Annotated in this window: 24 protein-coding genes and 1 tRNA gene; 14 read left to right on the forward strand and 11 right to left on the reverse strand. The window is 70.0% G+C overall.

Annotated elements, in window-relative coordinates; genetic code table 11:
* Positions 1 to 393: 393 nt before the first annotated feature.
* The 5 genes from ABD912_RS20465 (at position 394) to ABD912_RS20485 (ending at position 5,167) form a co-directional block, all read left to right on the forward strand.
* On the forward strand, positions 394 to 900 hold the full coding sequence (locus ABD912_RS20465) for a flavin reductase family protein (RefSeq protein WP_345153830.1): 507 nt from the start codon (positions 394 to 396) through the stop codon (positions 898 to 900).
* A gap of 327 nt (positions 901 to 1,227) precedes the next feature.
* Entirely contained in the window at positions 1,228 to 2,823 is a 1,596-nt protein-coding gene (locus ABD912_RS20470; RefSeq protein WP_345153832.1) for an AMP-binding protein, read from the forward strand.
* A 278-nt stretch (positions 2,824 to 3,101) separates the two neighbouring features.
* On the forward strand, positions 3,102 to 3,620 hold the full coding sequence (locus ABD912_RS20475; protein WP_345153834.1) for an NADPH-dependent FMN reductase: 519 nt from the start codon (positions 3,102 to 3,104) through the stop codon (positions 3,618 to 3,620).
* Positions 3,621 to 3,764: 144 nt separating this feature from the next.
* Complete coding sequence (locus tag ABD912_RS20480) at positions 3,765 to 4,142, forward strand: SHOCT domain-containing protein (protein WP_345153837.1); 378 nt, start codon at positions 3,765 to 3,767, stop codon at positions 4,140 to 4,142.
* Complete coding sequence (locus tag ABD912_RS20485; RefSeq protein ID WP_345153838.1) at positions 4,139 to 5,167, forward strand: AI-2E family transporter; 1,029 nt, start codon at positions 4,139 to 4,141, stop codon at positions 5,165 to 5,167. Before ABD912_RS20480 ends, ABD912_RS20485 begins: the two co-directional genes overlap by 4 nt.
* Positions 5,168 to 5,177: 10 nt before the next feature.
* Here the strand turns inward: ABD912_RS20485 and ABD912_RS20490 are convergent, their stop codons facing one another.
* The 3 genes from ABD912_RS20490 to ABD912_RS20500 all read right to left on the reverse strand — a co-directional run bounded on the left by ABD912_RS20490 (position 5,178) and on the right by ABD912_RS20500 (position 7,952).
* Entirely contained in the window at positions 5,178 to 5,786 is a 609-nt protein-coding gene (locus ABD912_RS20490) for a DedA family protein (protein ID WP_345153839.1), read from the reverse strand.
* Positions 5,787 to 5,813: 27 nt separating this feature from the next.
* Positions 5,814 to 6,908 (reverse strand): GTP pyrophosphokinase, encoded by a 1,095-nt coding sequence (locus ABD912_RS20495; RefSeq protein WP_345153840.1) that lies wholly within the window; start codon positions 6,906 to 6,908, stop codon positions 5,814 to 5,816.
* A gap of 210 nt (positions 6,909 to 7,118) precedes the next feature.
* Positions 7,119 to 7,952, reverse strand: a complete 834-nt coding sequence (locus tag ABD912_RS20500) for a DUF2637 domain-containing protein (RefSeq protein WP_345153842.1) — start codon at positions 7,950 to 7,952, stop codon at positions 7,119 to 7,121.
* Between the two features lie 251 nt (positions 7,953 to 8,203).
* Between ABD912_RS20500 and ABD912_RS20505 the strand changes: the two genes are divergently transcribed.
* From ABD912_RS20505 to ABD912_RS20525, 5 genes are all read left to right on the forward strand, one after another.
* Entirely contained in the window at positions 8,204 to 8,866 is a 663-nt protein-coding gene (locus tag ABD912_RS20505) for a DUF4956 domain-containing protein (RefSeq protein WP_345153843.1), read from the forward strand.
* Positions 8,863 to 9,720 carry a polyphosphate polymerase domain-containing protein gene (locus ABD912_RS20510; RefSeq protein ID WP_345153845.1) on the forward strand — a complete coding sequence of 286 codons (858 nt, stop codon included), beginning with the start codon at positions 8,863 to 8,865 and terminating at the stop codon, positions 9,718 to 9,720. The genes ABD912_RS20505 and ABD912_RS20510 overlap by 4 nt, the downstream gene beginning before the upstream one ends.
* An 86-nt stretch (positions 9,721 to 9,806) precedes the next feature.
* Positions 9,807 to 11,369 (forward strand): carbohydrate-binding domain-containing protein, encoded by a 1,563-nt coding sequence (locus ABD912_RS20515; RefSeq protein ID WP_345153848.1) that lies wholly within the window; start codon positions 9,807 to 9,809, stop codon positions 11,367 to 11,369.
* 284 nt (positions 11,370 to 11,653) lie between these two features.
* Positions 11,654 to 12,316 carry a uracil-DNA glycosylase family protein gene (locus ABD912_RS20520; RefSeq protein ID WP_345153898.1) on the forward strand — a complete coding sequence of 221 codons (663 nt, stop codon included), beginning with the start codon at positions 11,654 to 11,656 and terminating at the stop codon, positions 12,314 to 12,316.
* A gap of 124 nt (positions 12,317 to 12,440) precedes the next feature.
* Positions 12,441 to 13,928, forward strand: coding sequence for a DUF2079 domain-containing protein (locus ABD912_RS20525; protein ID WP_345153850.1), 1,488 nt, complete (start codon positions 12,441 to 12,443; stop codon positions 13,926 to 13,928).
* Between the two features lie 91 nt (positions 13,929 to 14,019).
* On the opposite strand, the gene ABD912_RS20530 is transcribed toward ABD912_RS20525, so the two are convergent.
* The 7 genes from ABD912_RS20530 to mptB (ABD912_RS20560) all read right to left on the reverse strand — a co-directional run bounded on the left by ABD912_RS20530 (position 14,020) and on the right by mptB (ABD912_RS20560) (position 22,471).
* A complete protein-coding gene (locus ABD912_RS20530) occupies positions 14,020 to 14,487 on the reverse strand; it encodes a GatB/YqeY domain-containing protein (protein WP_345153852.1) in 468 nt (155 codons plus the stop codon).
* 336 nt (positions 14,488 to 14,823) lie between these two features.
* On the reverse strand, positions 14,824 to 15,024 hold the full coding sequence (locus tag ABD912_RS20535; RefSeq protein WP_345153855.1) for a hypothetical protein: 201 nt from the start codon (positions 15,022 to 15,024) through the stop codon (positions 14,824 to 14,826).
* A 32-nt stretch (positions 15,025 to 15,056) separates the two neighbouring features.
* The gene (gene pyk, locus ABD912_RS20540; protein WP_345153857.1) at positions 15,057 to 16,532 is read right to left on the reverse strand and encodes a pyruvate kinase; all 1,476 of its coding nucleotides are present in this window, start codon (positions 16,530 to 16,532) and stop codon (positions 15,057 to 15,059) included.
* Between the two features lie 50 nt (positions 16,533 to 16,582).
* Positions 16,583 to 17,608 (reverse strand): ATP-dependent 6-phosphofructokinase, encoded by a 1,026-nt coding sequence (locus tag ABD912_RS20545; RefSeq protein ID WP_345153859.1) that lies wholly within the window; start codon positions 17,606 to 17,608, stop codon positions 16,583 to 16,585.
* 349 nt (positions 17,609 to 17,957) lie between these two features.
* Complete coding sequence (locus ABD912_RS20550; protein WP_345153862.1) at positions 17,958 to 19,280, reverse strand: glycosyltransferase family 87 protein; 1,323 nt, start codon at positions 19,278 to 19,280, stop codon at positions 17,958 to 17,960.
* Positions 19,277 to 20,983 carry a polyprenol phosphomannose-dependent alpha 1,6 mannosyltransferase MptB gene (mptB, locus tag ABD912_RS20555; RefSeq protein ID WP_345153864.1) on the reverse strand — a complete coding sequence of 569 codons (1,707 nt, stop codon included), beginning with the start codon at positions 20,981 to 20,983 and terminating at the stop codon, positions 19,277 to 19,279. The genes ABD912_RS20550 and mptB (ABD912_RS20555) overlap by 4 nt, the downstream gene beginning before the upstream one ends.
* Positions 20,984 to 22,471: a polyprenol phosphomannose-dependent alpha 1,6 mannosyltransferase MptB gene (gene mptB / locus ABD912_RS20560; RefSeq protein WP_345153866.1), complete on the reverse strand. Its 1,488-nt coding sequence runs from the start codon at positions 22,469 to 22,471 to the stop codon at positions 20,984 to 20,986.
* A gap of 225 nt (positions 22,472 to 22,696) precedes the next feature.
* On the opposite strand from mptB (ABD912_RS20560), the gene ABD912_RS20565 reads away from it, so the two are divergent.
* The 4 genes from ABD912_RS20565 (at position 22,697) to def (ending at position 24,535) form a co-directional block, all read left to right on the forward strand.
* The gene (locus ABD912_RS20565; RefSeq protein WP_345153867.1) at positions 22,697 to 22,966 is read left to right on the forward strand and encodes a hypothetical protein; all 270 of its coding nucleotides are present in this window, start codon (positions 22,697 to 22,699) and stop codon (positions 22,964 to 22,966) included.
* Between the two features lie 51 nt (positions 22,967 to 23,017).
* Positions 23,018 to 23,632, forward strand: coding sequence for an oligoribonuclease (gene orn, locus ABD912_RS20570; protein ID WP_345153868.1), 615 nt, complete (start codon positions 23,018 to 23,020; stop codon positions 23,630 to 23,632).
* 152 nt (positions 23,633 to 23,784) lie between these two features.
* Positions 23,785 to 23,857: transfer RNA gene (locus ABD912_RS20575), tRNA-His, on the forward strand.
* Positions 23,858 to 23,962: 105 nt separating this feature from the next.
* Positions 23,963 to 24,535 (forward strand): peptide deformylase, encoded by a 573-nt coding sequence (gene def, locus ABD912_RS20580; RefSeq protein ID WP_345153869.1) that lies wholly within the window; start codon positions 23,963 to 23,965, stop codon positions 24,533 to 24,535.
* Between the two features lie 79 nt (positions 24,536 to 24,614).
* Here the strand turns inward: def and ABD912_RS20585 are convergent, their stop codons facing one another.
* Positions 24,615 to 24,965: an HPF/RaiA family ribosome-associated protein gene (locus ABD912_RS20585; protein WP_345153870.1), complete on the reverse strand. Its 351-nt coding sequence runs from the start codon at positions 24,963 to 24,965 to the stop codon at positions 24,615 to 24,617.
* Positions 24,966 to 25,120: the final 155 nt, after the last annotated feature.

Genomic DNA, 25,120 nt, shown 5'->3' on the forward strand with positions numbered 1-25,120 from the left:
ACCCCCACCCCGGACGGACGCGACCTCGCCGGCCAAGACTGGGCCCGCACCCGCTTCGACATCGTCCTGGCCCCCGCCCACGCCTAAACCCACCACCCCGCAAAACAAGGGCGACGCCGGCACCCTCACGTGCCGGCGTCGCCCTGTCCGGCCGCGTGTTCCACAATGCGCACCGTTCGGGCGGACAGTCCCGCACCGGATCGGCACAATGGTGGATGGCAGCACGTCACCGCGGCTTTCGGGGTGGCGCAATCCATGATTTACACGCGGACCCCCACCGGCGTAATCGCGGCGCAACGTGGCGGCGGCAGGATGGCGCCATGGCCGGAAGCGGACAGATTCCTGCCGGACCGGCCCGCATCCGGCTCAGCCGCCGCCAGAAAGGACCTTCCCATGACCCTCACCACCTACGAGCCCAACCCGCAACTGCTGCGCGATACCTTCGGACACTTCCCCTGCGGCGTGGCCGCACTCTCCGCGGAAGTGGACGGCACCAAGGAAGTCCTGGTCGCCTCTTCATTCACCGTCGGCGTCTCCATGGACCCGCCACTGGTCATGTTCGCCGTCCAGAACTCCTCCACCACCTGGCCCACCCTGCGCCGGGCCGGCAGCATCGGCATCTCCGTGCTGGCCGAGGAACACGGCGGGCTCTGCCGCCAGCTCGCCTCCAAGGACAAGGCCAACCGGTTCACCGATGTCGCCGCCCACACCACCGGGGCCGGGGCGGTGCTGATCGCCGATTCCTCCGTTTCCCTCGAATGCATGATCCACGCCGAGTACCCGGCCGGGGACCACACCGTGGTCCTGTTCGAGGTCACCGCCCTGCACGCCGACCGGGGCATCGAGCCCCTGGTGTTCCACGGTTCCCGCTTCCGCGCCCTGGAAGCGGACGCCGCGTAGCCCCATCAACCTGGCCGCATCGACGTAGCCGCATCCATCTGGCACCACCGCCACGCGCTTCCGCCCCGGGGACCCGCTCCATCCCCGGGGCGGAGCCATGTGGAGATGCCGCCCCCGGATCCGCCACGCCGCCCCAACGCCCGCCCTGCGTTCCCCGAACCATGGCTGCCCGCACCGCAGCTTCCCGAACCGCAGTTGACCCGAACCGCTCCCCGCAGGGTATCCGGTTGCGGGAGACGGGTGGTTAGCTTGGGGTGACAGCCGCCGGACCGCACGGCCCGGCCCGGACCTACCGGGAACAACGATGTTCCGAGCGGGGTGCAGCCAATGCCAGAACCGACCCGAACGCCCAACCCTGCGGCCGGCCCGAAGCCTGCCGAACTGCTCTGCGACAGGCATCCCGCCGAGGCGGTGGCTTTCACCGTTGTCGACACGGACCTCACCCGGACCGACCTGACGTACGGCTGGCTGAAGGACCGCTCCGAGCGGGCGGCGGCGGCCTTTGCCGCGCTGGGCGTCAAGCCCGGCGACCGGGTAGCCACGCTCATGGGCAAGGGCGCCGACCTGGTGGCGACCCTGATGGGCCTGTGGCGCCTGGGGGCCGTGCACGTGCCCCTGTTCACCGCCTTCGCTCCCCCGGCCATCGAGGCGCGCTTGGGCCGCAGCGGGGCCCGGTTCGTCGTCGCCGATGCCGCGTGGGAGCACAAGCTGGAGGGCATGGAAGCCTCGCTGGGCCTTACCATCGTGGTTGCGGGTCCGGTGGGCAGCCCCGAATCGTTGGACCTGAACGTCCTGATCGAGGACCAGGCCCCCGGCTTCCCCCCCGCCGTGTGCTCCTCCGAGGATCCGCTGGTGGAGATCTTCACCTCCGGCACCACCGGCATGCCCAAGGCCGTCCCCGTGCCGGTCAAGGCCCTGGAGGCATTCGCCGCGTACCTGCACTACGGGCTGGACGTGCAGGAGGACGATGCCTTCTGGAACGTGGCGGACCCGGGATGGGCCTACGGGCTCTACTACGGCATCCTGGCCCCGCTGTACGCCGGCCGGCGCAACCTCCTGCTGCGCGGCGGCTTCGAGCCCGAACTCTGCTGGCGGGTCCTGAAGGAATTCGGCATCACCAACTTCGCCGGCGCCCCGACCATCTTCCGCTCGCTGCGGGCCGTGCGGCCCGAGGGCGTCGGCGAGCTGGCGCTGCGCCGGGCCTCAAGCGCCGGCGAACCCCTGGATGCGGACACCATCGCGTGGTCCGCGAAGCACTTGGGCGCCGGGGTACGCGACCACTACGGCCAAACCGAGATGGGCATGTGCATCGTGAACTGCTGGCACGAACCCGAGGCCCGCGAGGTCCGTCCCGGATCCATGGGCTTCGCCATGCCTGGCTTCACCAGCGCGGTCCTGGAGCGGGATGCCGACGTTCCCGCCGCGCCCGGGATCACCGGCCGCGTGGCGCTGGATGTCCCGGCGAGCCCGCTGTTCTGGTTCCAGGGCTACACCAACGATCCGGACCGGACGGCGGAGCGCTTCAGCTCCGACGGACGCTGGTACTACACCGGCGATACCGGCCGGGTCGACGAGGACGGCTACACGTACTTCTCCGCACGGGACGACGACGTCATCATCATGTCCGGCTACCGGATCGGGCCCTTCGAGATCGAATCGGTGCTGGCCGCGCATCCGCAAGTCCTGGAAAGCGCCGTGGTCGGGGCGCCGGACGAGCTGCGTGGGGAGGTCGTGGTCGCCTACGTGGTGCTCCGCGACCCGGCGGACGCCTCCGCGGACCTCGAACGCGAACTGCAGCAGCTGGTCAAGCAGCGCCATGCGGCGCACAGCTATCCGCGCCGCGTGCACTTCGTGGAGTCGCTGCCCAAGACGCCCAGCGGGAAGCTGCAGCGTTTCCTGCTGCGGGCCGCCGAGCGCAGCTAGGTACCCAAGACAGCAAGGCACCCAATACATCAGGCACTGCACCGTCCGCGCGCCCGGCGGAGGACGCGCCAGGCTCCCCGGACGCTGGGAAAGTACGGGCGTAATCCACCGCTTCATCGGACGTTGCGTGGCGTAACCGGCACGCAACACCAGTACTGCACCATGGGAGCATGTCCGGGTCGGGCGCTCCCGTCCCGGGCCCGGACCCTATACGCGACGGGCCTTCCCGGACCGTTTCATCGCAGCCAGCAGCAGGACCACCAACCCCTAGGAGCATCATGAAGACCGTAGTCGTCGCCGGAAACCCGAAGCCGAACTCGCGCACCCTGGACGCGGGCCTGCGGCTGGCCGGCCTGCTGACCAGCGACCTGGGCGCCGAAGCACCCGAGGTCGTGGACGTGGCCACCCTGGGTCCGGCCCTGCTCGGCTGGGGCGACGAGGCCGTGAAGGCAGCCGTCGACCTGGTCGCCGGCGCCGACCTGGTGGTCTTCGCGTCGCCGACCTTCAAGGCCACCTACACCGGCTTGCTCAAGCTGTTCCTGGACCAGTTCGCGGGCGGCGAGGGGCTGCGCGGGGTGACCGCGATTCCGCTGATGCTCGGCGCCGGCCCGGCCCACGCCCTGGCCCCGGACACCTTCCTCAAGCCGGTGCTCGTCGAACTCGGCGCCACCACCCCGGCACCGGGCCTCTACCAGCTGGATTCCACCTACACCGAAGACGGCACCGCCGAGGCCTACGCCAAGCGCTGGGGCGGGGCCATCCGGGCCACCGCGGAGGCGTCCTCCGCCGTCCGCTAGGAGGACCCAAGTCCGGGCGGGAGTGCGCCCCCACCACTGAAGATGCAGACAGGGAGGATTCCGGTGCCTAGGCTGGAGACAGTCGAAGGATGGCCGCGTCCCTGACGCACCCGGGGGCGCACACCGAGGACAGGAGCACTCGGCATGAACTTCACCGAAACCCTCTGGTCGATCTTCGTCGTCTTCGTCTTCCTGTCCTACCTGGTGGTGCTCTACCAGATCGTTGCCGACCTGTTCCGCGACCACGAACTCTCCGGCGGCGCCAAGGCCGTATGGTTCATCGGCCTGGTCTTCCTGCCGGTACTGGTCGGCGTGATCTACCTGGTTGCCCGCGGCCGCAGCATGGCGCTGCGCCAGATGGCCCGCGCCCAGGCCTCGGCCGCGGAGACCGAGGACTACGTCCGCCAGGTTGCCGCGCCCCAGAGCCGCACCGAACGCATCGCCGACGCCAAGCGCCTGCTCGACGACGGCGCCATCACCCCGGAGGAGTTTGAACGGCTGAAGGCCGAAGCGCTGTCATGAGCTTCCGCTCCGGCTTCATCGTCACGCTGGGGGCGCTCACGGCGATCGCCCTGGGCACCGCCATCGTGTCCCTGTCCTACGCCCTGACCCTCATCTTCGTTGCCTTCTTCATTTCCCTTGGCCTGGACCCGACGGTCCGCTGGCTGGAGCGGCTGGGGATGTCGCGCACCATCGCGGTGCTCTGCGTCCTGGGCACGGTGCTGGCGTTCGCCATCGTCGTGGTGGTGTTCCTGCTCCCGCAGGTGGTGGTGGAGGCCTATCAGCTGCTGCTGCGGATCCCGGCCGGCTTCGACGGGATCGAGAACCAGGAGTGGTTCATCAGCCTGGACGAGACGTTCAACGGAGCGATGACCAACGCGCTGGCTTGGCTCGAACACGCCGTCGCGGACCCGAACGTGTGGCTCGCGGTGGGCAACGGCGCGCTCAGGGTGGGCTTCGGGGTGGCCAGCGCCGTGTTCGGCGTCCTCTTCGTCACCGTCCTGACGATGTACTTCGTGACGTCGCTGTCCTCCATCAAGCAGGGCTTCTACCTGCTGGTCCCGGCCTCGCGCCGCGAGCGCGTGGTGGGGCTCGCGGAGACGATCTTCGCCTCGGTGGGCCAGTACGTCAGCGGCATGGCGATCCTGGCGGCGATCAACGCGGCCTTCTCCTTCGCCCTGCTCAGCGTCATGGGGGTCCGCTACGCCCTGGTCGTCTCCGTGCTGGCCCTGGCCATCACGATGATCCCGCTGGTCGGCTCGGTGATCAGCACCGCGATCATGACCCTCGTCTCGCTCCTGACGTCCCCGTCGACCGCGCTCGTGGTGCTGCTGGTGATGCTGGTGTACATGCAGGTGGAGGCCTACGTGCTCACCCCGCGCGTGGTCGGCAAGGCCATCCAGATCCCCGCATCGCTGGTGCTGATCGGCGCGATGGTCGGCGGCACGCTGCTGGGCCTGCTCGGCGCACTGGTGGCCTGCCCGACCACCGCGGCGATCCTGCTCATCCTCAAGAAGGTGGTCATCCCCCGCCAGGCGGTGCGCTGACCGCCCCCACTCAGGCCAGGAAGGCCCCGCGCCGCGCCAGCCACCAGGAGGCGATCCGGCCGATCAGCCCGCTGACCACGATCGAGAGCGCCATCGCCACGAACACCGCCACTTCGGTCGGGATCCCCGGCCACTCCCGGGAGAGGATTCCGATCCCCACCGCATACCCGGACCAGAAGACCGCGGCGGTGAAGGAATAGGCAACGAAGCTGCGCACCGGCAGCGGAACGAGCGCCGCGGCGACGTTGCTGGAGATGCGGCCCAGCGGGACGAAACGGGCGGCCAGCAGCATGGTGAAGGCGTGGGCTTCCATCCTTTGGCTGGCCAGTCCGATGGCCTTGCGCAGCCTCGGACGTCCCAGCCCGTGCCACCGGGCCGGCCCGAACCGGCGGGCCAGCACGTAGGTCGCCAGGTCTCCGGCCAGCGCCCCGGCCATCATCGCCAAAACCAGGAAAATCGGATGCGGCCCGCCGGGCAGCCCCGACAGCGCGCCCAGCGCGACGAAAAGGATGGTGCTCGGCACCGGGGGCAGCAGTGCGGACACGGCGACGAACAGCGCACCCGCCGGATAGACCCAGGGCGATCCGGCAATGGCCAGCACGTTCTGGATCCAGTCCACGGGCCCTCCTCCCGGTTCGGCCGCCTCCTACGCTCGATGTTCCCTGTAGGCGTCCATCTGCCGCAACCGGCGCTGGAGGCTGTCGCGGCGCTGGCGGTCCCCTCCCGCGGTCAGTTCGATGTGGCGGGGACCGAAGCGCCACAGCAGCACGTCGTCGAGCAACCGGTCCGGCCCCGGCGAGTAGCGGTGCGCCAAGGCCTGGCGCACCTGCGTGATCACGCCCGCCTCCAGCAGCCCGGCCAGGTCGGTGGTGGTGGTCAGCCCGTGGGCGGCCATCAGTTCGGACGCCCAGCCCCAGTCGTCGTCGGACTTTCGGTCCACGTGCGGCAGCAGCATCTGCCAGACTTCGCTGATCCGCTCGGGCGTCAGCGGGACCGTGCCCCCGCTGTCCGGGTCCCAGTAGCCGGTGACCGCCCGGTAGCGGTCGAAGAGGTCGGAGAAGGTCGATTCGACGGCCTCAAGCATGGCCGCCGTTGCTGTGAACTGGCGGTCGATGTACGGGCTCCAGGCGCGCGGATCCACGTTCTTGAAGCGGATGTCGTGCTCGATCTCGCTCCAGGCGTGGGCCAGGATGGTGCGGATCTGGACCTCGAAGAGGTAGTTGCCGGTGGCCTTCACGCCGGGGCCGAGCTCGTCCTGGTAGCTGCGCACCGCCTCGTTGCCGCGGGTGCGCAGGATCAGGTGGCGGCTGGAGTAGCCGTAGGTTCCCGATTCGACCGACCCGATGTCCTTCTCGCGGTCCTCCCGGCAATCGAATTCGCCGCGGCGGCGCTTGATCAGGTTCGCGGCCTCGCGGATCTCGTGAGGCAGGGCCACGATCACGCGGATGCCGACCAGATCGTGCAGGTCGCGCAGCGGGTGCGGAAACTCCAGCGCGGGCGCCGCATCCTCGCCCTCGGTGCGAAGCATGCGGGAGGCCTTCTCACGGAAGGAATCCACGGTCTTGGTGCGGGAGACCACGAACAGCGGGGACACCTCGGTGCCGGCGAACACCTCGGCGATCCGCCCCTGCAGCTCCCCCGTGGCGGATTCGAGGGCCGGGCGGACACGCGCGTACTCGGCGACGGTGGCTTCCACCCCGGCGCGGAGGCTTTCGTCCAGCCTGTCCCAGTGTGTGCCCACGGTGGAACTCCTCATGCGTACGACGTCGGGTGGTGTGGATCCTGCCACCCTACCAACCCCTGACTAGCAACCATGACCGCCGCCCCCGTGCGGCGGCACCGGAGCCTCCGGAAAAAGCCGGAGCCTTTGGCGGCCCTGCCGGAGCTTCCGGAAATGACCCGCCCGAGGACGGGCAGGCCTTTTCCGGAGGCTCGGGTTCGGCCGCGGGCGCTAGGCCTTCTTGGCTTCCTCCTCCGACGGCAGCGCCTGCAGGGCTTCGTCGTAGAGCGGCGCCGGGCCGTCAACGCTGGCCGGCTCGGCTTCGGGGCCGGCGGGCGCGTCGTGGACCTGCTGGTTCCGGGCCGGCCCGGCCGTCCGCGACTGCGTCGTTTGGGATTGCGCCGTCTGCGATTCGGCCAGCACGGCCGCGAACTCGGCGTCGACGTCGTCGATCGGCTCCCCGGCGTCGGCGTCCTCATCCTGCGCAAGGCCGTCCTGCGTATGGGCTTCCTGGGCAGCGGCGATTTCCGCCTGCGCGGCCAGCCACCCGGCGTCGTACCCGTCCGCGTACAGGTTCTGCGCCTCGACCTCGGCCGCCGCGGACGCCTCCAGCTCCGCGCGCTGCTGGGCGGCCGCGGCCCTCATCTGGTACATGTGCACGGTCAGGTGCGTGATGGCGAGCAGGACCACCGGAGGCATCGCCGCGACCAGCGCGGAAACCAGCGGCGGGATGGTGCTGGACATCTTGTCCACGGTCAGGATCGCATGCACGGCGTTGGCCGCGGTGGAGACGGTCGCGCCGAAGAACAGCAGCGACCACGGGTAGATCATGGCCCGGGCGCTGTGCCCGTTGAGCGCCACGATGGCCACGGTGGCCGCCACGATCATGCCGTCCACGATGATCGGCCAGATCCAGGCCAGGTGGGCCTCGATGCCGGAGCGCTGGGCGAGGTCGGTCAGCGCGGCAAAGGACAGCACGAACGCGCCCACGGCGATGACCACCGTGGCTCCCACCGCCGTCCACAGGACTGCCTTGTGCGGCTCGTTGGGGATCTTCGTGCTCATGGTGCGAGGGAGCCTAACTGTGGCGGAGACGACGCCGGCGGACCGGGCCGGGGCGCGGCGCGCCCCGGTAGATCATACAAGCGCCCCGCCGGCCGCCCCGGTGGCGGGCGGGCATGCCTGTCCGGCCCGCCACGCCCAAGACCCGGGCCTGCCGCGTCCAAAGTCCGCGCTTGCCGCACCCAAAGTCTTTGCACAGCAGGATCCGGAAAGGTTGGAGACCTCCCCATCCGCTCCCCTCCGGAAGGACGCCCATGTCTTTGTTCCTCTTCCTCGCGGCCGACCTGGTGGCCGTCTGCGCGCTCACCTTCGGCCTCTACCTGCACCGCCACCGCCGCCGCGACCTGGTGGTGTCCTACCTGGGCGTCAATGTGGGCGTGCTGGCCGTGGCGGCGTCGCTGGCGAACTCCACCGCGGGACTCGGCCTGGGGCTGGGACTCTTCGGCGTGCTCTCGATCATCCGGCTACGCTCCACCGAACTGGCCCAGCACGAGGTGGCCTACTACTTCTCCGCCTTGGCGCTGGGCCTCATCGCCGGACTCGCGTCGGGACCGGCCTGGCTCACGCTGTCGCTGATGGCCCTGGTGCTGCTGGTGATGTTCGTGGGCGACCATCCGCGCATGCTCCCGGCCCACCGTCACCAGACGGTGGTCCTGGACCGCGCCTACGCCGACGAGGACGAACTCCGCGAACGGCTCGGCGAGCTGCTCGGCACCGGCGTGCAGACCGTCACCGTCCAGGAACTGGACCTGGTCAACGACCGCACCCGGGTCGAGGTGCGCTACGCCATCCGTCCCGGCACGGCGCAAACCACCCGCAACCAGGGCACCCCCACCGAGGGCATCCCCACCCCGGTCCCCGAGGCCTGGGCCGTCCCGGCCCGGGAGCACGTCCCGGCCCCGGCGGGCATCGCATGAGCGGCGCGGGAGGATTCGGCGGGCTGGACCGGCTGCCCCGGATCGGCCTCGAGGAACTGAACACGACCGCGGCCCTGCAGACCCGCATCGACCGCAAGTACGTGGTGGACCGCACGCTGGCCGACCGCCTGCTGCGCACCCTTCCGGCGCCGGCGCTGCTGCTGGAGACCGGCGGCCCCGACGGCTCCGCCTACGATTCGGTCTACTTCGACACCCCCAGCCTGGAAAGCTACCGCCTGGCCGCCTTCGGGCGCCGCCGCCGGTACAAGATCCGCACCCGCACCTACGCTGGCACCGGCGGCTGCTTCCTGGAGGTCAAAACCGAAGGTGCCCGCTCCGCCACCGTGAAGGAGCGGATCGAGCACGATCCCGGCGCCCCGGACCGGCTCGACGCCGAAGCCCTGGAGTACATCCGCAGCTCCCTCCAGGACGGGATCGGCGCCCCGCCCGACGGCGCCCTGGCCCCGGTCCTGGCTACCAGCTACCGGCGCACCACGCTGTACCTGCCGGAGAGCGGGTCCCGCGCCACGATCGACCACAACGTGAGTTGGCGGCTGGTGGCACAGCAGCCGGTTGCGGAACGGTTGGTTGCGGAGCGGTTGGTGCACCAGCAGCGTGCCGCAGGGACGGACGGCATGGCCCGGACGCCCCGGGAGCTGACCCTGAAAAGCAAGGTGGTTCTGGAAACCAAGTCCGGCTCCGCCGCCGGGCCGCTGGACCGGCACCTGTGGGCCCACGGGGTGCGCCCCAGCCGGATTTCCAAGTACGCCACCGGGATGGCGCTCCTCATCCCGGACCTGCCCTCCAACCGCTGGCAACGCACCCTCTGCCGGCATTTGGCCGACGCCGCCTAGCGCCTACCGTGCTCCCCGCGGGCCCCTCGCCCGCTAGGCTTCCACCCCCGACTTCCCGGCCGCTGCCGGATTCGAAAGGACCATCCGTGAAATTCCCGCGCCCGCTGACCTCCCTGGCCGCCCTGGGCCTCGTCCTGGGGCTGGCCGCCTGCTCCGCCGATGCCCCCGCCGCGACCTCCGCCGGCACCGCCTCCCCTTCCGCCGCCACGACCTCCACCACCGCCGTCGTTCCGTCCGCCGAGATCGAGGAGGACACCCACTTCGACGCCGACGACCTGGTCTGGGACGCGGCCGACGAAATCCCGGTCACCCTGGCCGACGGCGCCAGCTCCGGCGGCGACGGAGTGCAGGTCGATGGCGACACCGTCACCATCACCGCCGCCGGCACCTACCGGCTCGCCGGATCGCTCTCCGACGGCTCCGTCGTGGTAGCGGCCGGCGACCAGGACACCGTGCGCCTGATCCTGGACGGAGTGGAGCTGGCCAGCTCCACCGGCTCCCCGTTCGTGGTCAACAGCGCGGACGAGGCGATCGTCTACCTGGCCGACGGCACCGCGAACAGCCTCACCGACGCGGCCACCTACGCCGATACCGGCGAGGACGCCCCCAACGCGGCCCTCTACTCCGCCGCGGACCTGACCGTCGCCGGCTCCGGATCGCTGACGGTGACCGGCAACAGCAACAACGGCATCACCACCAACGACGGACTGGTCCTCGCCGGAGGCCAGGTGCAGGTCACCTCGATGGACGACGGCATCCGCGGCAAGGACTACGTGGTGCTGCTGGCCGGCGACTACGCGGTGGACGCCCGCGGCGACGGCGTGAAGTCGGACAACGAGGAGGACGCGGGCCGCGGGTGGCTGCTGGTCGACGGCGGCACCCTCACCGTCGCCTCCGGTGACGACGGGGTGAAGGCCTTCAACCTGCTCACCGTCACCGGAGGCGCCGTCTCCGTCACCGAATCGGTGGAGGGCCTCGAGGCCAGCCACATCGCCATCGGCGGCGGCACCGTGGACGTGGTCTCCAGCGACGACGGCGTCAACGCCGCAGGCGGCACCTCCAGCACCGACGCGAACGGCTTCGGCACCATGGGCGGCGGCCCGATGGGCGAGACGGTCGGCGACTACACGGTCCTGGTCACCGGGGGCGAGTTGACCATCGACTCCGAGGGCGACGGGCTGGACTCCAACGGCACGGCCACGATCTCCGGCGGCACCGTGGTGGTGAACGGGCCCTCCAGCGACGGCAACGGCGCCCTGGACGTCAACGGCGACCTGCTGGTCAACGGCGGCACGGTGGCCGCGGCGGGCAGCGCCGGCATGGCAGTGGCCCCGAGCGAGGGCTCCGAGCAGTCCGGCGTGCAGGTCACCTTCGGTTCCACCCAGCCGGCCGGCACCGTCATCCAGCTCGCGGACTCCGACGGCGGCCTGGTCGCCACGTTCGTCACCACCAAGCCCGCCGCGTCGCTGGTGCTCTCCGCCGACGGCATCGTCGACGGCGGGACCTACGCGGTCCACACCGGCGGCACCGCCGCCATCGACGGCGGGCTGGCGCTGGGCTCCGCCGGCGGTTCCCTGGACGGATCTACCGAGGAGGCCACCGTCACCGCCGGCGAGTACACCTCCGGAGTCGGCGGCGGCCCGCGCTAGGCGTACTGATTGGGGTCGGCCGCGGTGGGCGATGGGCCACAGCTGGCCGCGGGCCGCCCGGGCCGAGAGGTGCCCCGGAGCGGGACACGCCGCACGACACGCCGTGGAGAAAAAACGGTGAACATAATCACCGCCGCAAAAGTGAACTCCGTGTGAAACTGGAGTGAAAGGGACCGGTAATATCAATAAGCATCGTGAGGGTCGGTAACGGTCCGCGGTGCGCCCCCCAGATCCACCAGGCCGCCGCCGCGCGCCTACAGCAGCTCCAGGAGATCCACGCCTTCATGACCGCGCTTGCCCCGGAACACGACGTCCACGAAGAAACCGCCGAATACACCGGAGCCGCGCAGGCCGAGGATCCGCGCTACTCCGACCGCATCGCCCCCGTGAACCGCCTTCTGGACGAGACCGCGATGCTCCGCCCGGGCAAGGACGTCTCCTACGTGGACCCGATCCACAACGTCGACGAGGCCCGCATCATCTGCCTCTTCTCCAACATCGGCACCGCAGACGAGTCCGGGCTGATCACCCCGGGCACCGCCGAGGCCGCAACCCGCATGCTGGGCATGCAGTGGCAGCTGGGCCTGCGCCCGGAGTACATCATGCCGTGGAACGTGCACCCGTGGCACACCCCCGGCGAGGCCAACGGCAAGTTCGAGCCGTCGGCGATCACCGCGGGGCTGAAGCCGCTGCTGCGCATGCTCAAGGTGGTCCCGCGCGCCTCCGTGCTGATTGCCCACGGTACCGAGGCGCACCGCCTCTCCGAGCAGCTGCTCAAGACCGAAAACCCCCTGCTGTGGCGCCGCGGCTTCAAGACCTACAAGGTCAAGTCCCTGGACGGCCGCGCGTTCGCCGGCGCCCCGGAGCGCCAGCAGGCGAACCTGGAGGAGATGTATCGCGCCTACGCCGACGCCATGGCGCGCACCGGCCTCACCTCCACCAAGTAGCACCCCGCCCACGCGGCACGCGACGCCGGCACCCACCTTCGGTGCCGGCGTCGCGCTGTTCCCGGACTCCGTCGGGAGGGCGCCCGCCCGGCGGTACCGCCGCCCGCCCACTAAGCTGGTCAGCATGCCCCGCCCCACCGTCGACGCCCCGATCCTCCGCGCCCCGATGCTGCGCATCCACAAGCTGCAGCTGGCCGCCGTGATGGCCGCCGCGGCCCTGCTGTACCTGGTCCACTCGCTGCTGCGCTTCCGCAACTTCGAGGCCAAGGGCTACGACCTGGGCATCTTCGACCAGGCGGTGCGGCAGTACGCGCTGTTCAAGGCCCCGATCGTGCCGGTCAAGGGCGTGGACTTCAACCTGCTCGGGGACCACTTCCACCCGATCCTGGTGTTGCTGGCGCCGCTGTACTGGATCTGGCCGGACCCGCGCATGCTCAACGTCGCGCTGATCGCGCTGCTGGTGTCCTCCGCCATCCCGATGTACCTGTTCACCCTGCGGCACCTGGGACACCGGCCGGCCCTGCTCTTCAGCGCCGCGCTGCTGTTCTGGTGGCCGTTCCAGAACTTCGTGAACTGGGACTTCCACGAGATCGCCTTCGGCGTCCCGGTCATCGCGTGGATCATCTGGGCCATGGACCGCGGGCGCTACTGGCTGGCCTCGGGCCTGTCCTTGGTCCTGCTCCTGGTGCGCGAGGACATGGGCATCACCATCGTGGCGATCGCCATCGTGATGGCCATCCACCGGCAGTGGGGCAAGGCGGCGGGGCTCGCCGCCGTCGGGCTGGCCGGGTACGTGGCGGTGACCTCCTTCTTTGTCCCGTACTTCGCCCCCGCCGACGCCATGTCCTACTGGCAGTTCACGGCGCTGGGGCCGGACGCGCCCTCGGCAATCAAGTTCATGCTGGCCCATCCGCTGCAGACCGTGGGCCTGCTGTTCAACCACGAACTGAAGGTCCTGCTGTGGCTGATGAGCTTCGTGCCGCTGGCGCTGCTGCCCCTGGGCTCGCCGTACGTCATCATGGCCGCGCCGATCCTGCTCAGCCGCCTCTTCAACGACCGCCTCAACGTGTGGGCGCCGGTCTACCAGTACGACGGCATCCTGGCGCCGATCCTGATGATGTCCGCCGTGGTGGTGCTCGCCCGGATCATCCGGCGCACGGGCTGGAAGCGGCTGGCGGTCGGGTTCCCCGTCTACCTGCTGGCGCTGACGGCGGTGTGCACGCTGTTCATCCATGCGGTCTTCCCGCTGGGACGGACCCTGACCGGGCAGAACTGGGCCCTGCCGGAGGTTGCCGCGGCGCAGCAGCGCGCGGTGGCCCTGATTCCGAACGGGGTCTGCGTGGAGGCCGCCGACACCGCCGTGCCGCACCTGGTGGGCCGCACCTACGTGGGCCTGCACGGGGACATCGGCGACGAACTCTCCTCCTGGATGATCATCGACTTCAACGCCTCCGAGTTGGGCGGCTGGGATCCGCTGACCCCGCAAGAGGCCCTGGACCGCGCCCGGGCGCTGGGCTTCGAGGTGGTCACCGAGGACGACCACGGGATCTGGGTCCTGCACCGCGACATCCCCGTCAGCCCGGTGTGCTCGGATTACCTGCCCTACGACTGAGTCGCCGAGCACGACGGCGGCAGGGTCCGGTTCCGCAGCGGTGCGGAACCGGACCCTGCCGCGTCCTGCGGGACTGGATCGCCGTCGCCCCCTACGGGAGCAGGCGCCTGCGGACGATCTCGCTGACGGCCTTTCCGTCGAAGCGGCCCGCGACCTTGGCGGTGACGGGCTTCATGACCACGCCCATCTGCCGCGGGGACAGTTCGGTACCCTCCGCCTCCAGGGCCGCGATGGCCTCGTCGACGATGGCCTCGACCTCCGCTTCCGTCAGGGGCACGGGCAGGTAGGCCTCGATGATCTCGGCCTCCGCGATCTCCGCGGCGGCACGCTCGGCCTCACCCGCCTCCGTGTAGATGCGGGCGGTGTCGCGGCGCTTGGCGGCTTCCTTCTGCAGCAGGGCGGTGACCTGGGCGTCGTCCAGCTCAACCGGCGTCTTGCCGGACTTCTCGCGGGTGGTGATCTCCCCCAGAACGTTGCGTACGGTCACCAGCGCGGTGCGGTTGCCGGCCTTCATGTGTCCGACGACGTCCGCCTGCAGTTGTTCCTTCAGTGTCGTCATGGTGCTCCTTGTTTCCGAATGCGGGTTGCCGCCATGCCGGTTGCCTGCCCGCGGAGCGAACCCGCGACGGCGACGGAACCGGCGCGGCCGGACAGTCCCGCCCTGCGGCGCCTCTTGGCGTCAGGGCCCTGTCCACCCCCATTATGTCCGGCGGGCGGGCAGGGCCCTGAGTTGAGGAGCGTTGATTTCTTGTGGTCATGGTCTTGCGCAGGCTTGAGGCGTCGCATTCGTGGCACGCGCTTTGGCGATGCTGGCTTAGCCGGGAAGATACGCGCCGGAACCGGCCAACCCGCGGGTGACCAGCCATCAACCGGCCATCGCCGGACCGGGCTCGGTCTAGTCGGTGGGGGTGGCGGGGTCCTCGAGCAGGTCCTGGACGGTGATCAGGTGCCGGGCCCCGAAGCCGTCCTCGAGGATCCAGGCGGCGTCCAGATGCGGCGCGGTATCCTCGACGCGGCCGCTGATCCGGGTCCCTCCGGGTTCGATGGCCGTGACATGGTCGCCTTCGTTCAGGCGGCGGACGGATGTGTTTTCCATCGTTTCCCTCCTTCGGTAGCGGTTCCGGGCCCTCAGACGGGCCAGGGGCCGATGCCTTCGCGGACCGTCCTGCCCGGAAGGTCTCCGCCGGCGTCGGCGAGGTCCCCGACGCGGTGGACCCGCAGCAGGTTCGTCGATCCGGTCTGGCCCGCCGGGGAGCCCGCGGCGATGACCACCACGTCGTCCGGTTCCACCAGGCCCGCGTCGAAGAGGAGCCCGTCCACCTGGGCGGTCATCTCGTCGGTGTGCGAGGCCGGTTCGGCCAGCACCGGGGTGATGCCCCAGGCCAGGGCCAGCTGGGAGCGGACGTGCTCGGTGGGAGTGAACGCGAAGACCGGCCGCACCGGGCGCAGACGGGAGAGCCTGCGGGCCGAGTCTCCGGACTGGGTGAACGTGCACAGGTATTTGGCGTCCAGCTTCTCGGCGATCTCCACCGCCGCCCAGGTGACGGCCCCGCCCCGGGTGCGCGGCTCGCTGCCCAGGCCCGGGATGCGTTCCAGGCCGTGGCGTTCGGTGGATTCGATGATCCTTGCCATGGTTTCCACCGTTTCGACCGGGTAGGCGCCCACGCTGGTTTCCCCGGAGAGCATGACCGCGTCGGCCCCGTCCAGCACCGCGTTGGCGCAGTCGGAGGCCTCGGCCCGGGTGGGGCGGGGGTTCTCGATCATGGATTCGAGGACCTGGGTGGCCACGATCACCGGCTTGGCCCAGCGCCGGGCCAGTTCGATGGCGCGCTTCTGCACCACCGGCACGTCCTCCAGGGGCAGCTCCACGCCCAGGTCCCCGCGGGCGACCATGATCGCGTCGAACGCATCCACGATCCCCTCCAGGGCCTCAACGGCCTGGGGCTTTTCGATCTTGGCGATCACCGGGACCCGCCGGCCCTCCTGATCCATGATCTCGTGCACCCGGACGATGTCGGAGGCGTTGCGCACGAAGGACAGCGCAATGAAGTCCACGCCGGCAGCCAAGGCCCAGCGCAGGTCCTCCTCGTCCTTCCCGCTCAGGGCCGGCACGTTCACCGCGACCCCGGGCAGGTTGATGCCCTTGTTGTTCGAGACCGTTCCCGCGACGGTCACCTCGGTGATGACGTCGGTGGCGGTGACCTCGAGAGCGCGCAGGGCGACCTTGCCGTCGTCGACCAGCAGGGGGTCCCCCACGGCGACGTCCCCGGGCAGGCCCTTGTGGGTCGTGGAACAGATGTCCCGGCCGCCCTCGATGTCCCTGACGGTGATGGTGAACCTGTCCCCCACCGCCAGGTGGTACGGGCCGTCGGCGAACCGGCCGAGGCGGATCTTCGGTCCCTGCAGGTCCGCCATGATGCCCACGGCCCGGCCGAGTTCGGCGGCGGCCTTGCGGACATGGGAGTAGGTCTTTTCGTGGACGGAGTGGTCCCCGTGGCTCATGTTCAGCCTCGCCACGTCCACCCCGGCCTCCAGCACCGCCAGCGTCTTCTCGTAGGTGCCGATGGCCGGGCCGAAGGTGGCCACGATTTTTGCTCGTCTCATCAGAAGTCTTTCCTGTCGTCAATGGTGGCTTGAATGGGTGCGAGGCGCGGTCAGCCGAACAGCACGGCCGCTTCCTCGTAGCGGTCCTCGGGAACGGTCTTGAGCCGTCCGAGGGCGCTGGGCAGGTCGACGTTCACGATGTCCGTGCCCCGCAGGGCGACCATCGTGCCCCAGTGCCCTCCGGCCGCGGCGTCGGCCGCGGCCATGCCCAGACGGGTGGACAGGACCCGGTCGAAGGCCGAGGGGACGCCTCCGCGTTGGATGTGGCCCAGGACGGTGGCGCGGGTCTCGAAACCAGTCCTGGCCTCCAGCTCCGGGGCCAGCTGCTCGGCAATCCCGCCCAGGCGGGGCCGGCCGAAGGCGTCCAGCCCGCGCTCGGAATGGGCCATTTCCCGGCCTTCGGGGACGAAGCCCTCGGCCACGACGACCAGCGGGGCGCGGCCGCGCTTGTGGGCATCGGTGACCCACTCGACGATCTGGTCCATGGAGACCTGGCGCTCCGGAATCAGGATGGCGTGGGCTCCCGAGGCCATGCCCGCGTGCAGGGCGATCCAGCCCGCGTGCCGGCCCATGACCTCGGCGATCATGACTCGATGGTGGGATTCGCCGGTGGTGCGCAGCCGGTCAATGGCCTCGGTGGCGATCTGCACCGCGGTGTCGAACCCGAACGTGTAGTCGGTAGCGTCCAGGTCGTTGTCCACGGTCTTGGGCACCCCGGCGATCCTCAGTCCCGCCTCCGACAGGCGCTGCGCGGCGGCCAAGGTGCCTTCCCCGCCGATGGCGATCAGCCCTTCGACGCCCAGACGCTCCATGGTGCCCCTGACCACCTCGGGCCCACCGCCGTCCCCGAACGGGTTGGTCCGCGACGTGCCCAGGATCGTCCCACCCTGCTTGGAAATGCCGCGGACGGCGGTGCGGGGCAGGTCCATGACGTCCCCCTCGAGCACCCCGCGCCAGCCGTCCCGAAATCCGACGAATCCGTCGCCGTGGGACTTCAGGCCCTTCAGCACCGCGCCGCGGATCACCGCGTTCAGGCCGGGGCAGTCGCCTCCACTGGTCAAAATGCCGATCTTCACGGTTCTGGCTTCCTTCGTCTCTTCGAGATGGGACAGGCGGTCCGTGCCCTGGCCCGCGTGGCGGCCCCTTGCCTCCCACGGCTTTTGCCCGCTGGCCTGCCCTCGGGGAGGACTGGAGGCCGGAAATCTGGAAATGGGGCTCCTCAGGATGATTTATATAGGCACTAAATTTATATTCCCCATAATAATGCAGTACATGGGGGGCCGGTCAAGGCGCGCCCTGAGGGTTCGTCCGGACAGCAACGGGCGGGTGGGCATGATGCCCACCCGCCCGTCAGTGCGGTTACTTGGTGATCAGTGGCGCCATTCCCCCGACCCGACGCCGGTCAGGACCCGGCTGCCCCGCGCGCTAGCGAGCCCCGGCCTTGAGCACGAACTTGTCCGGCAGGTCCTCCAGCGGGCCGGCCAGCGGATCGTCGGTGCCGTCGGCGCGAATGACGTCCCGCTCCGGGTGGCGGATGTCGCCGATGATCCGCACGCAGATCCAGACCACCATGGCCATGTGGGCCGCGATGCCGGTGCCGTAGAGGACCTCGATCAGCGCCGACCCTCCGCCGAAGCTGCCGTCGCTGACGATCTTCGCGCTCATCAGCCACACCGCGGCCCAGTGGTAGACCTCGATCGCCTGCCAGAGCAGGAATTCGCGCCAGCGCGGGCGGGCCAGCACGTACAGCGGAATCAGCCACATCACGAACTGCGGCGAGTACACCTTGTTGGTCAGGATGAAGGCGGCCACGACCAGGAAGGCCAACTGCCCCAGGCGCGGGCGCCGCTCGGCGCTCAGTCCCAGGTAGGCGATGCCCAGGCACAGCAGCCCGAACAGCCCATTGGCCAGCATCGAGAAGTCCTTGCCGTCCAGCCCGGTCCAGGCGAAGGCCAGCCACATGGAGGAGAAGCTGACCTCCCGCTCGGAGGAGAACGTGTAGAAGCGGGACCACTCGTCGAAGGCGGTAAGCATGAACGGGACGTTCACCACCAGCCAGGCCGCCACCGCCGCGGCCAGCGCCTTCCAGAACTCGCGCATGCGCCCGGTGCGCCAGCACAGCACCAGCAGGGCTCCGAAGAGGAAGAACGGGTACAGCTTGGCCGCGGCCCCCAGCCCCAGCAGCACCCCGGCGAGCACCACGTGCTTGCGGGAGAAGGCCAGCAGGCCCAAGGTGGCGAACATGACCGCCCAGAGGTCCCAGTTCAGCGTGCTGGTGAGGATGATGCCCGGGGCCACGGCCACCATGAGCGCGTCGCGGCTTCGGTGGCGCGCCGCGTAGGCCACGGCCACCACGATCACCGCCCAGCAGAGGAAGGACCCCAGCGAGTTCAGGTCGAAGTAGAGCAGCTGGCGTTCGGGGCTGAACCCGATCCCGGGGACCGCGAACGCGGCGACGCCTGCGACGACGGCCAGTAGCGCCGGGTATTCGAGGGCCTGTTCGGCCGGCAGCCCGGTGTAGAACGGGAAGAGCCGGTCCGCCAGGCCGCGGGTGCCGAACAGCTGGGAGAAGTCGGAATAGCACATGTGGGTGTGCACCCCGGTGGCGTCCGCCCAGCCGTTGACGCGGCACCACTGCTTGGTCAGCACGGCGACAACGGCCGCGACGGCGGTGGCAGCCAGAAGCAGCAGCACCACCTTCCGGCTCGGTTCCCGGGCGGTCAGCAGGGTCTTCAAGGGTCCGGTCACGCAGGGGTCCTGTTTCTCTTGTTTCTGGGGTTCGGGGTCTTGGGGTTCGGGGTCTTGGGGTTCGCGCCGTTGGGGGCAGGAGTCACCGGCTCAGGCGTCCGCGGCCCAGGATTCTCGGGATCGTCCCCCTGTCCGGCGGCGCGCCGCGTGAAGCGCTTCCTGAAGCGCGCGGCGAATCGGCCTGAGCCGAACATGGTGGCGGTCCGGGGATCCACGAACACGATGTACGCGAGGTAGGCCAGGCCCACGGCGGCGGCGATCAGGCGCACCACGGTCAGGTCGATCCACTGGGCGACGCTGAGCTGGTCCACCACGCCCACCAGGACCAGCACCAGGGTGAGGATGTACCAAGAACGCACCCACGCGCCGTCGTACACGCGGCTGGCCGCGAACAGCGGCGCCAGCCACAGCAGGTACCACGGCTGGATGATCGGGGCCAGCACGACGGCGGCGGTCAGCGCGTACGCGCACGCCAGCACGGGCGGATCGGCGGGCCGGCGCAGGGCCAGCCAGGCGGTCAGCCCGATCGCCGCGACCTTGAACAGCGCGTACACGACTTCGGCGATGTCATTCAGGTCCCCGCCGGCCAGGGACCCGATCCAGCCGACGGCCAGGCCGAGCAGCCCGACCGGGGCGTAGGGGAAGGCCGCCGAACCGGCGGTGGCCATCGCCTTGATCCAGCCGAACCACAGCCCGGAGGCCCACCCGAAGAACGCCAGGGCGCCTCCGGCGACCACCGCGGTGAACGTCCAGGCCCTGATGCGCCGGCCCAGTCCGGCATCGCGCGGGAGCATCGCCAGGCCCAGGAACGGCAGCGCCAGCACCACGATCGGCTTGATGGCGATCGCCACCGAGGCGGCCAGCACGCCGGCCAGCCGGCGGCCGCGGAACACCAGCAGGAACGCCCAGAGCAGGACCCCGAGCATCACTGCGTCGTTATGGACCCCGGCCACCATGTTCAGCAGGAACAGCGGGTTCGCCACCGAGATCCACAGCGCCCACGCCGGCTCCGAGCCGAGCCGGGCGGCCAGTTGCGGCAGCACCTTCAGGCACAGCAGCACCCCGGCGGCGGCGAAGAGCCGGAACAGCAGCACCCCGGCCTCCGGCACTCCCCCGGTGAAGAAGTACACGGCCTGGGCGCCGAGCAGGAACAGCGGTCCGTACGGGGACGGGGACTCGGCCCAGAGGCTGTCCGAGCCTTCCGCGAACCACCCGGGCAGCTGCGAGATCCAGTTCTCGTACGGGCTCAGGCCGGCATGGAGCAGGCGCCCCTGGCCGATGTAGGAGTAGACGTCGCGGCTGAAGATCGGGAAGCTGAGCAGCAGCGGGGCGCCCCAGAGCAGCACGGCCCGGCGCACGGTGGGCATGGCCGCCGGTCCCCAGCCGCCGCGCTGGCCCAGCCGCAGCCAGGAGCGGCACAGCAGCATGGACCCGAACGCCAGCAGCAGCGTGCAGGCGATGACGCCCGCCGGTTCCACGCGCAGCGGGTTCAGGAAGACGGTCCGGGCGAAGATCGACAGCTGGGAGGAGGCCAGCCAGCCCACCCCCCAGGAGCCGACGACGATCATCACGGAGGCCACCAGCCCCTGCGCCAGGACGACGCCGGTTTCGGGTTCGTCTCCGCCGGCCAGCCGGCGCAGGGCCGGCAGGGCCTCGAGCCGGCTGCGCAGGGAAGCGGAAGTCCGGCGGACGGTCGCCGCCATCTAGCGGCCCGCCTCCACCGCGCGGCGCCGGTGCGGCAGGAACCCGCGGAAGAGGTGCTTGGTCTTCGGGTCAAGGAAGGCCAGGTAGGCCATGGCCGCCCAGGAGATCCCGGTGGAGAGGTGCTTCACCCAGGGGTCCAGGGAGTCGAGGAACTGCCAGATGAAGATCTGGTCCGCGGCGCCGAAGGCGATGAAGAACGCGACGGTGAAGTACACCCAGACGATCTGCCAGTCGTCGCGGATGCCGGTGGCGGCGAAGAAGGGCAGCATCCACAGGATGTACCACGGCTGGATGATCGGCGAGAGCACCACCAGCGCGGAGAAGGCCAGCGCCATGCGCTGGACCAGGTGGCTGTGGCTGCCCTTGAAGATCAGGACGGCGGCGACGGCCACCGAGGCGAGCCGGCCGACGGTCTTCAGGACCGGAAGGATCCACTCGGTGGACAGACCGAGCGCCCCGAAGGCCCCCTGGAAGAAGGTGGTGAGCATGCCCAGCGGGGCGAAGAACACGGTGCCGGAACCGGTGCCGAGCATCACGGAGAGCCAGCCGAACCCGTACCCGTTCATCCAGCCGATCAGCGCCATGATGCCCAGGCACAGCCCGGCCGTGTACGCCCAGTACAGGACCTTGCGTCCCCAGGACGCCCCGGGCCCGGCCCAGAGCAGCCCGATGAACGGCAGCAGCACCAGGGTGATGGGTTTCACGCCCACCGAGGCGGTGACCAGAACCACGCCCAGGACGCCGCGGCGGGTGGCCGCGTAGTAGGTGCCGGCCAGGGCCAGGCCGACCATAACGGCGTCGTTGTGCGCGCTGGCGACGAAGCTGATCAGGAACAGCGGGTTGGCGACGGTGATCCAGGTCGCCTTGGCCCCGGAGACCCCGTGCAGTCCGGCCAGCTTGGGGACGTAGATGGCGCACAGCACCACGCCGGCCGCGGACACCAGCCGGAACGCGAAGATGGCCAGGTCCGCGGAGGTGCCGACCAGGTGGCTGACCAGGAATTCGATGCTCAGGTAGAGCGGGCCGTAGGGGGTTTCGGATTCGGCCCAGGTCACGTCGGTCCCGAGCTGGAACCAGTTGGACAGGGTGGAGATTCCCGAGACGTACGGGTCCTGCCCGGCGGCGACCAGCCGGCCCTGGCCGATGTACGCGAACACGTCGCGGCTGAAGATCGGCAGGGACACCAGCAGCGGCGCCCCCCACAGCCAGCAGGCCTTGCGGACCACGGCCAGCGATCCCTCCGGCCAGCCGGAGAGCAGCTGGCCCAGGCGCAGCCAGGCCCTGAACATCACCCAGCAGCCGATCGTGAGCACCACGGTCGAGGCGATGACGCCCCAGGCCTCGGTGCGCAGCAGGATCAGCGGGTGCGCACGGTTCAGCGGGGACACCAGCGCCAGCCAGCCGACGCCGAAGGAACCGAGCAGGACCAGGACGGATCCGACGAACCCCTGCACCAGCGCGGACGTTCCCGCGACCTGTGCGCGCACGGCACCCGCTTTCGCCTCCGCCACCTTCATCCTGTCCGGCCCTGTTCCTTGTGTTTGCTGTGAATTGGGGCACTCCCGTGCAGCCGCTTCCGGCCGCGGCGGGGCGCAAAAAACCTCACCCGATCGTAGCATCCGGCATTTTGGCCGGCCCACGCCGCACGGCCCCGTAGGGTTGGGGACGGCGTGCCGCACGGGGCGGTGCGGACCGGAGAAGGGAACACCGCAGTGGGCCGACGAGCAGCACGCCGCCGCAGGGCCGTCAAACGCCAGGGGGGCATGCTCGGCTGGGGGCTGTTCATCGCGCTCCTGGTGGGACTGCTCGCCCCGCGGATGGGCGTCCGCCCGGTCGCCACCATCGCGGTGGCCGCCACCGCCGTCGTCGCTTTCGGCCTGCTCTGGGCCCTCAGCGGCAGGGACGCCGACGCCAGGCGCGGAGCAGCCGGGTCCCCGCGTGACGACGAAGCCGACACGAAAGAGTCTGCGCCCGCGCCCTAGCCCGTCCCCCGACGGACCCCTCGGCGCGACGGCATCCGGTAGATTGGGCCGGTGCCTAATTCTGCTGACAACATCGTCTGGATCGACTGCGAAATGACCGGGCTGAGCCTCACGGCCGACGCCCTGATCGAGGTCGCCGTGCTGGTCACCGACCAGGAACTGAACATCCTCGGCGACGGGGTCGACGTCGTCATCAAGCCGGACCCGGCCGCGGTGGAGCAGATGGACGACTTCGTCCGCCAGATGCACATCGACTCCGGGCTGCTGACCGAACTCGACCGCGGCGTCGAACTGGACACCGCCACCGAGATGGTCCTCGAGTACATCCGCGCCTGGGTCCCGGATCCGGGCAAGGCGCCGCTGGCGGGCAATTCCGTGGGCACCGACCGCAACTTCCTGGCCCGCGACATGCCCGGCGTGATCGACCACCTGCACTACCGCATCATCGACGTCTCCACCATCAAGGAACTCTCCCGCCGCTGGTACCAGAAGGCGTACTACCAGGCCCCGGCCAAGACCGGCGGCCACCGGGCACTGGGCGACATCCGCGACTCGATCGACGAGCTGCGCTACTACCGCAGCGCGGTCATGGTGCCGGCGCCGGGGCCGGACAGCAAGCAGGCGCAGGCGATCTCCCGCACCATCACCGCGGCCCGCCAGGCCTAACGCGCGGGGCCCAGGTGTGATTCACGCCACAATTTCCCCAAAAGGGGCCAAAGTGGCACGAGCACCCAAAAAGGCGTGTAAGCTTGTATCCGTTGCCCGGACGGGGCGGTTGGAAAACCGGCCCAGGGAACACCGCATCGCAAGGTGCAATGGTGGGTATAGCTCAGTCGGCAGAGCGTCTGGTTGTGGTCCAGAAGGTCGCGGGTTCAATCCCCGTTACTCACCCCGAAGCAAGCCGCCCCGGACTCGTCCGGGGCGGCTTTTCAGTTTCCGGCTCCCGAAGCGGTCCGAAGCGCCCGTCCCGTCCACCACGGCACCCAGGAGGAACCCATGGCCGTCCGTCCCATCGTCATCTACGGCGAGGAGGCGCTGCACCGCCGCGCCGTGGAGGTCACCGAGTTCAACGACGAACTGCGCGAGCTCGTCGAGGACATGTACGAGACCATGGACATGGCAAACGGCGTGGGCCTGGCCGCCCCGCAGATCGGCGTCGGGCTGCGGATCTTCACCTACGAGTTCGCCAACGAGGACGGCGCTCCCCCGCGCGGGGTCCTGGTGAACCCGAAGCTGACCCTCTCCAAGGTGTCCCACGCCAACCCGGACCCGGACGACGACGTGGAGGGCTGCCTGTCCGCCCCGGGCCTGTCCTTCCCGCTCAAGCGCGCCGACTACGCCCGCGTGCAGGGCTTCGACGCGGAGGGGAATCCGGTGGACTTCGAGGCCACCGACTGGTTCGCCCGCGTCATGCAGCACGAGTTCGACCACCTGGACGGGCTGCTCTACGTCGACAAGCTCAACGAGAAGTGGGCCCGGCGCTGGAAGAAGGCCAAGAAGTCGCTGGAGTGGGGCGTTCCGGGGAACAGTTGGACGCCCGGCGTGGATCCGGACCCCTTCGGCCACTAGCCGGCCCCGTGCATGCCCGTGCGTCGCGCGCATGGCGACGCGTAACCCGCATTCGACGCACGGGCATGCACGCTGGCCGCTAGGTGGCCTCCGCGCCACCCATGGATGTGTTGCCCTTGTGCTTGTCCAGCCGGCCCAGCTTGTTGCTGATGAGGTGAGACATCTTGTGCGCCGCTCCCCCGTAGGCCTCCTCCAGGGAGCTTCCGTGGTGCGTGACGACCACCGGGTGCTGGCCGACGATCCGGGCCTCGATCGTGCACCGCTTGTCCGACGCGCCGCCCTTGCCCGCGTTCTCGTCGGACAGGTGGACCTCCACGCCCATGATCCGGTCGGAGTACAGCAACAGCGCGTTGCCCACGGTGTCCTCGACCTTCCTGCTCAGCTCGTCGCCGCCCTGGACGCTGCTGTTCGTGCTGACCCGTATCTGCATGGCCTCTCCCTGGATACCCCATGGCGACACGCGGCGCCGGGGCGTGCACCCCGGCGGCTGCCGGTCTTCCGTGCTCCCCCGATACTAGGCCGCGGGCCCTGATCCGTCGATGGCGGCGGAAGGGCGCGCCCACGCAACGACGGCGGCGCCGCACC

This window comes from Arthrobacter ginkgonis (genome assembly GCF_039540195.1).
In the GTDB taxonomy this organism is placed as follows: domain Bacteria; phylum Actinomycetota; class Actinomycetes; order Actinomycetales; family Micrococcaceae; genus Zafaria; species Zafaria ginkgonis.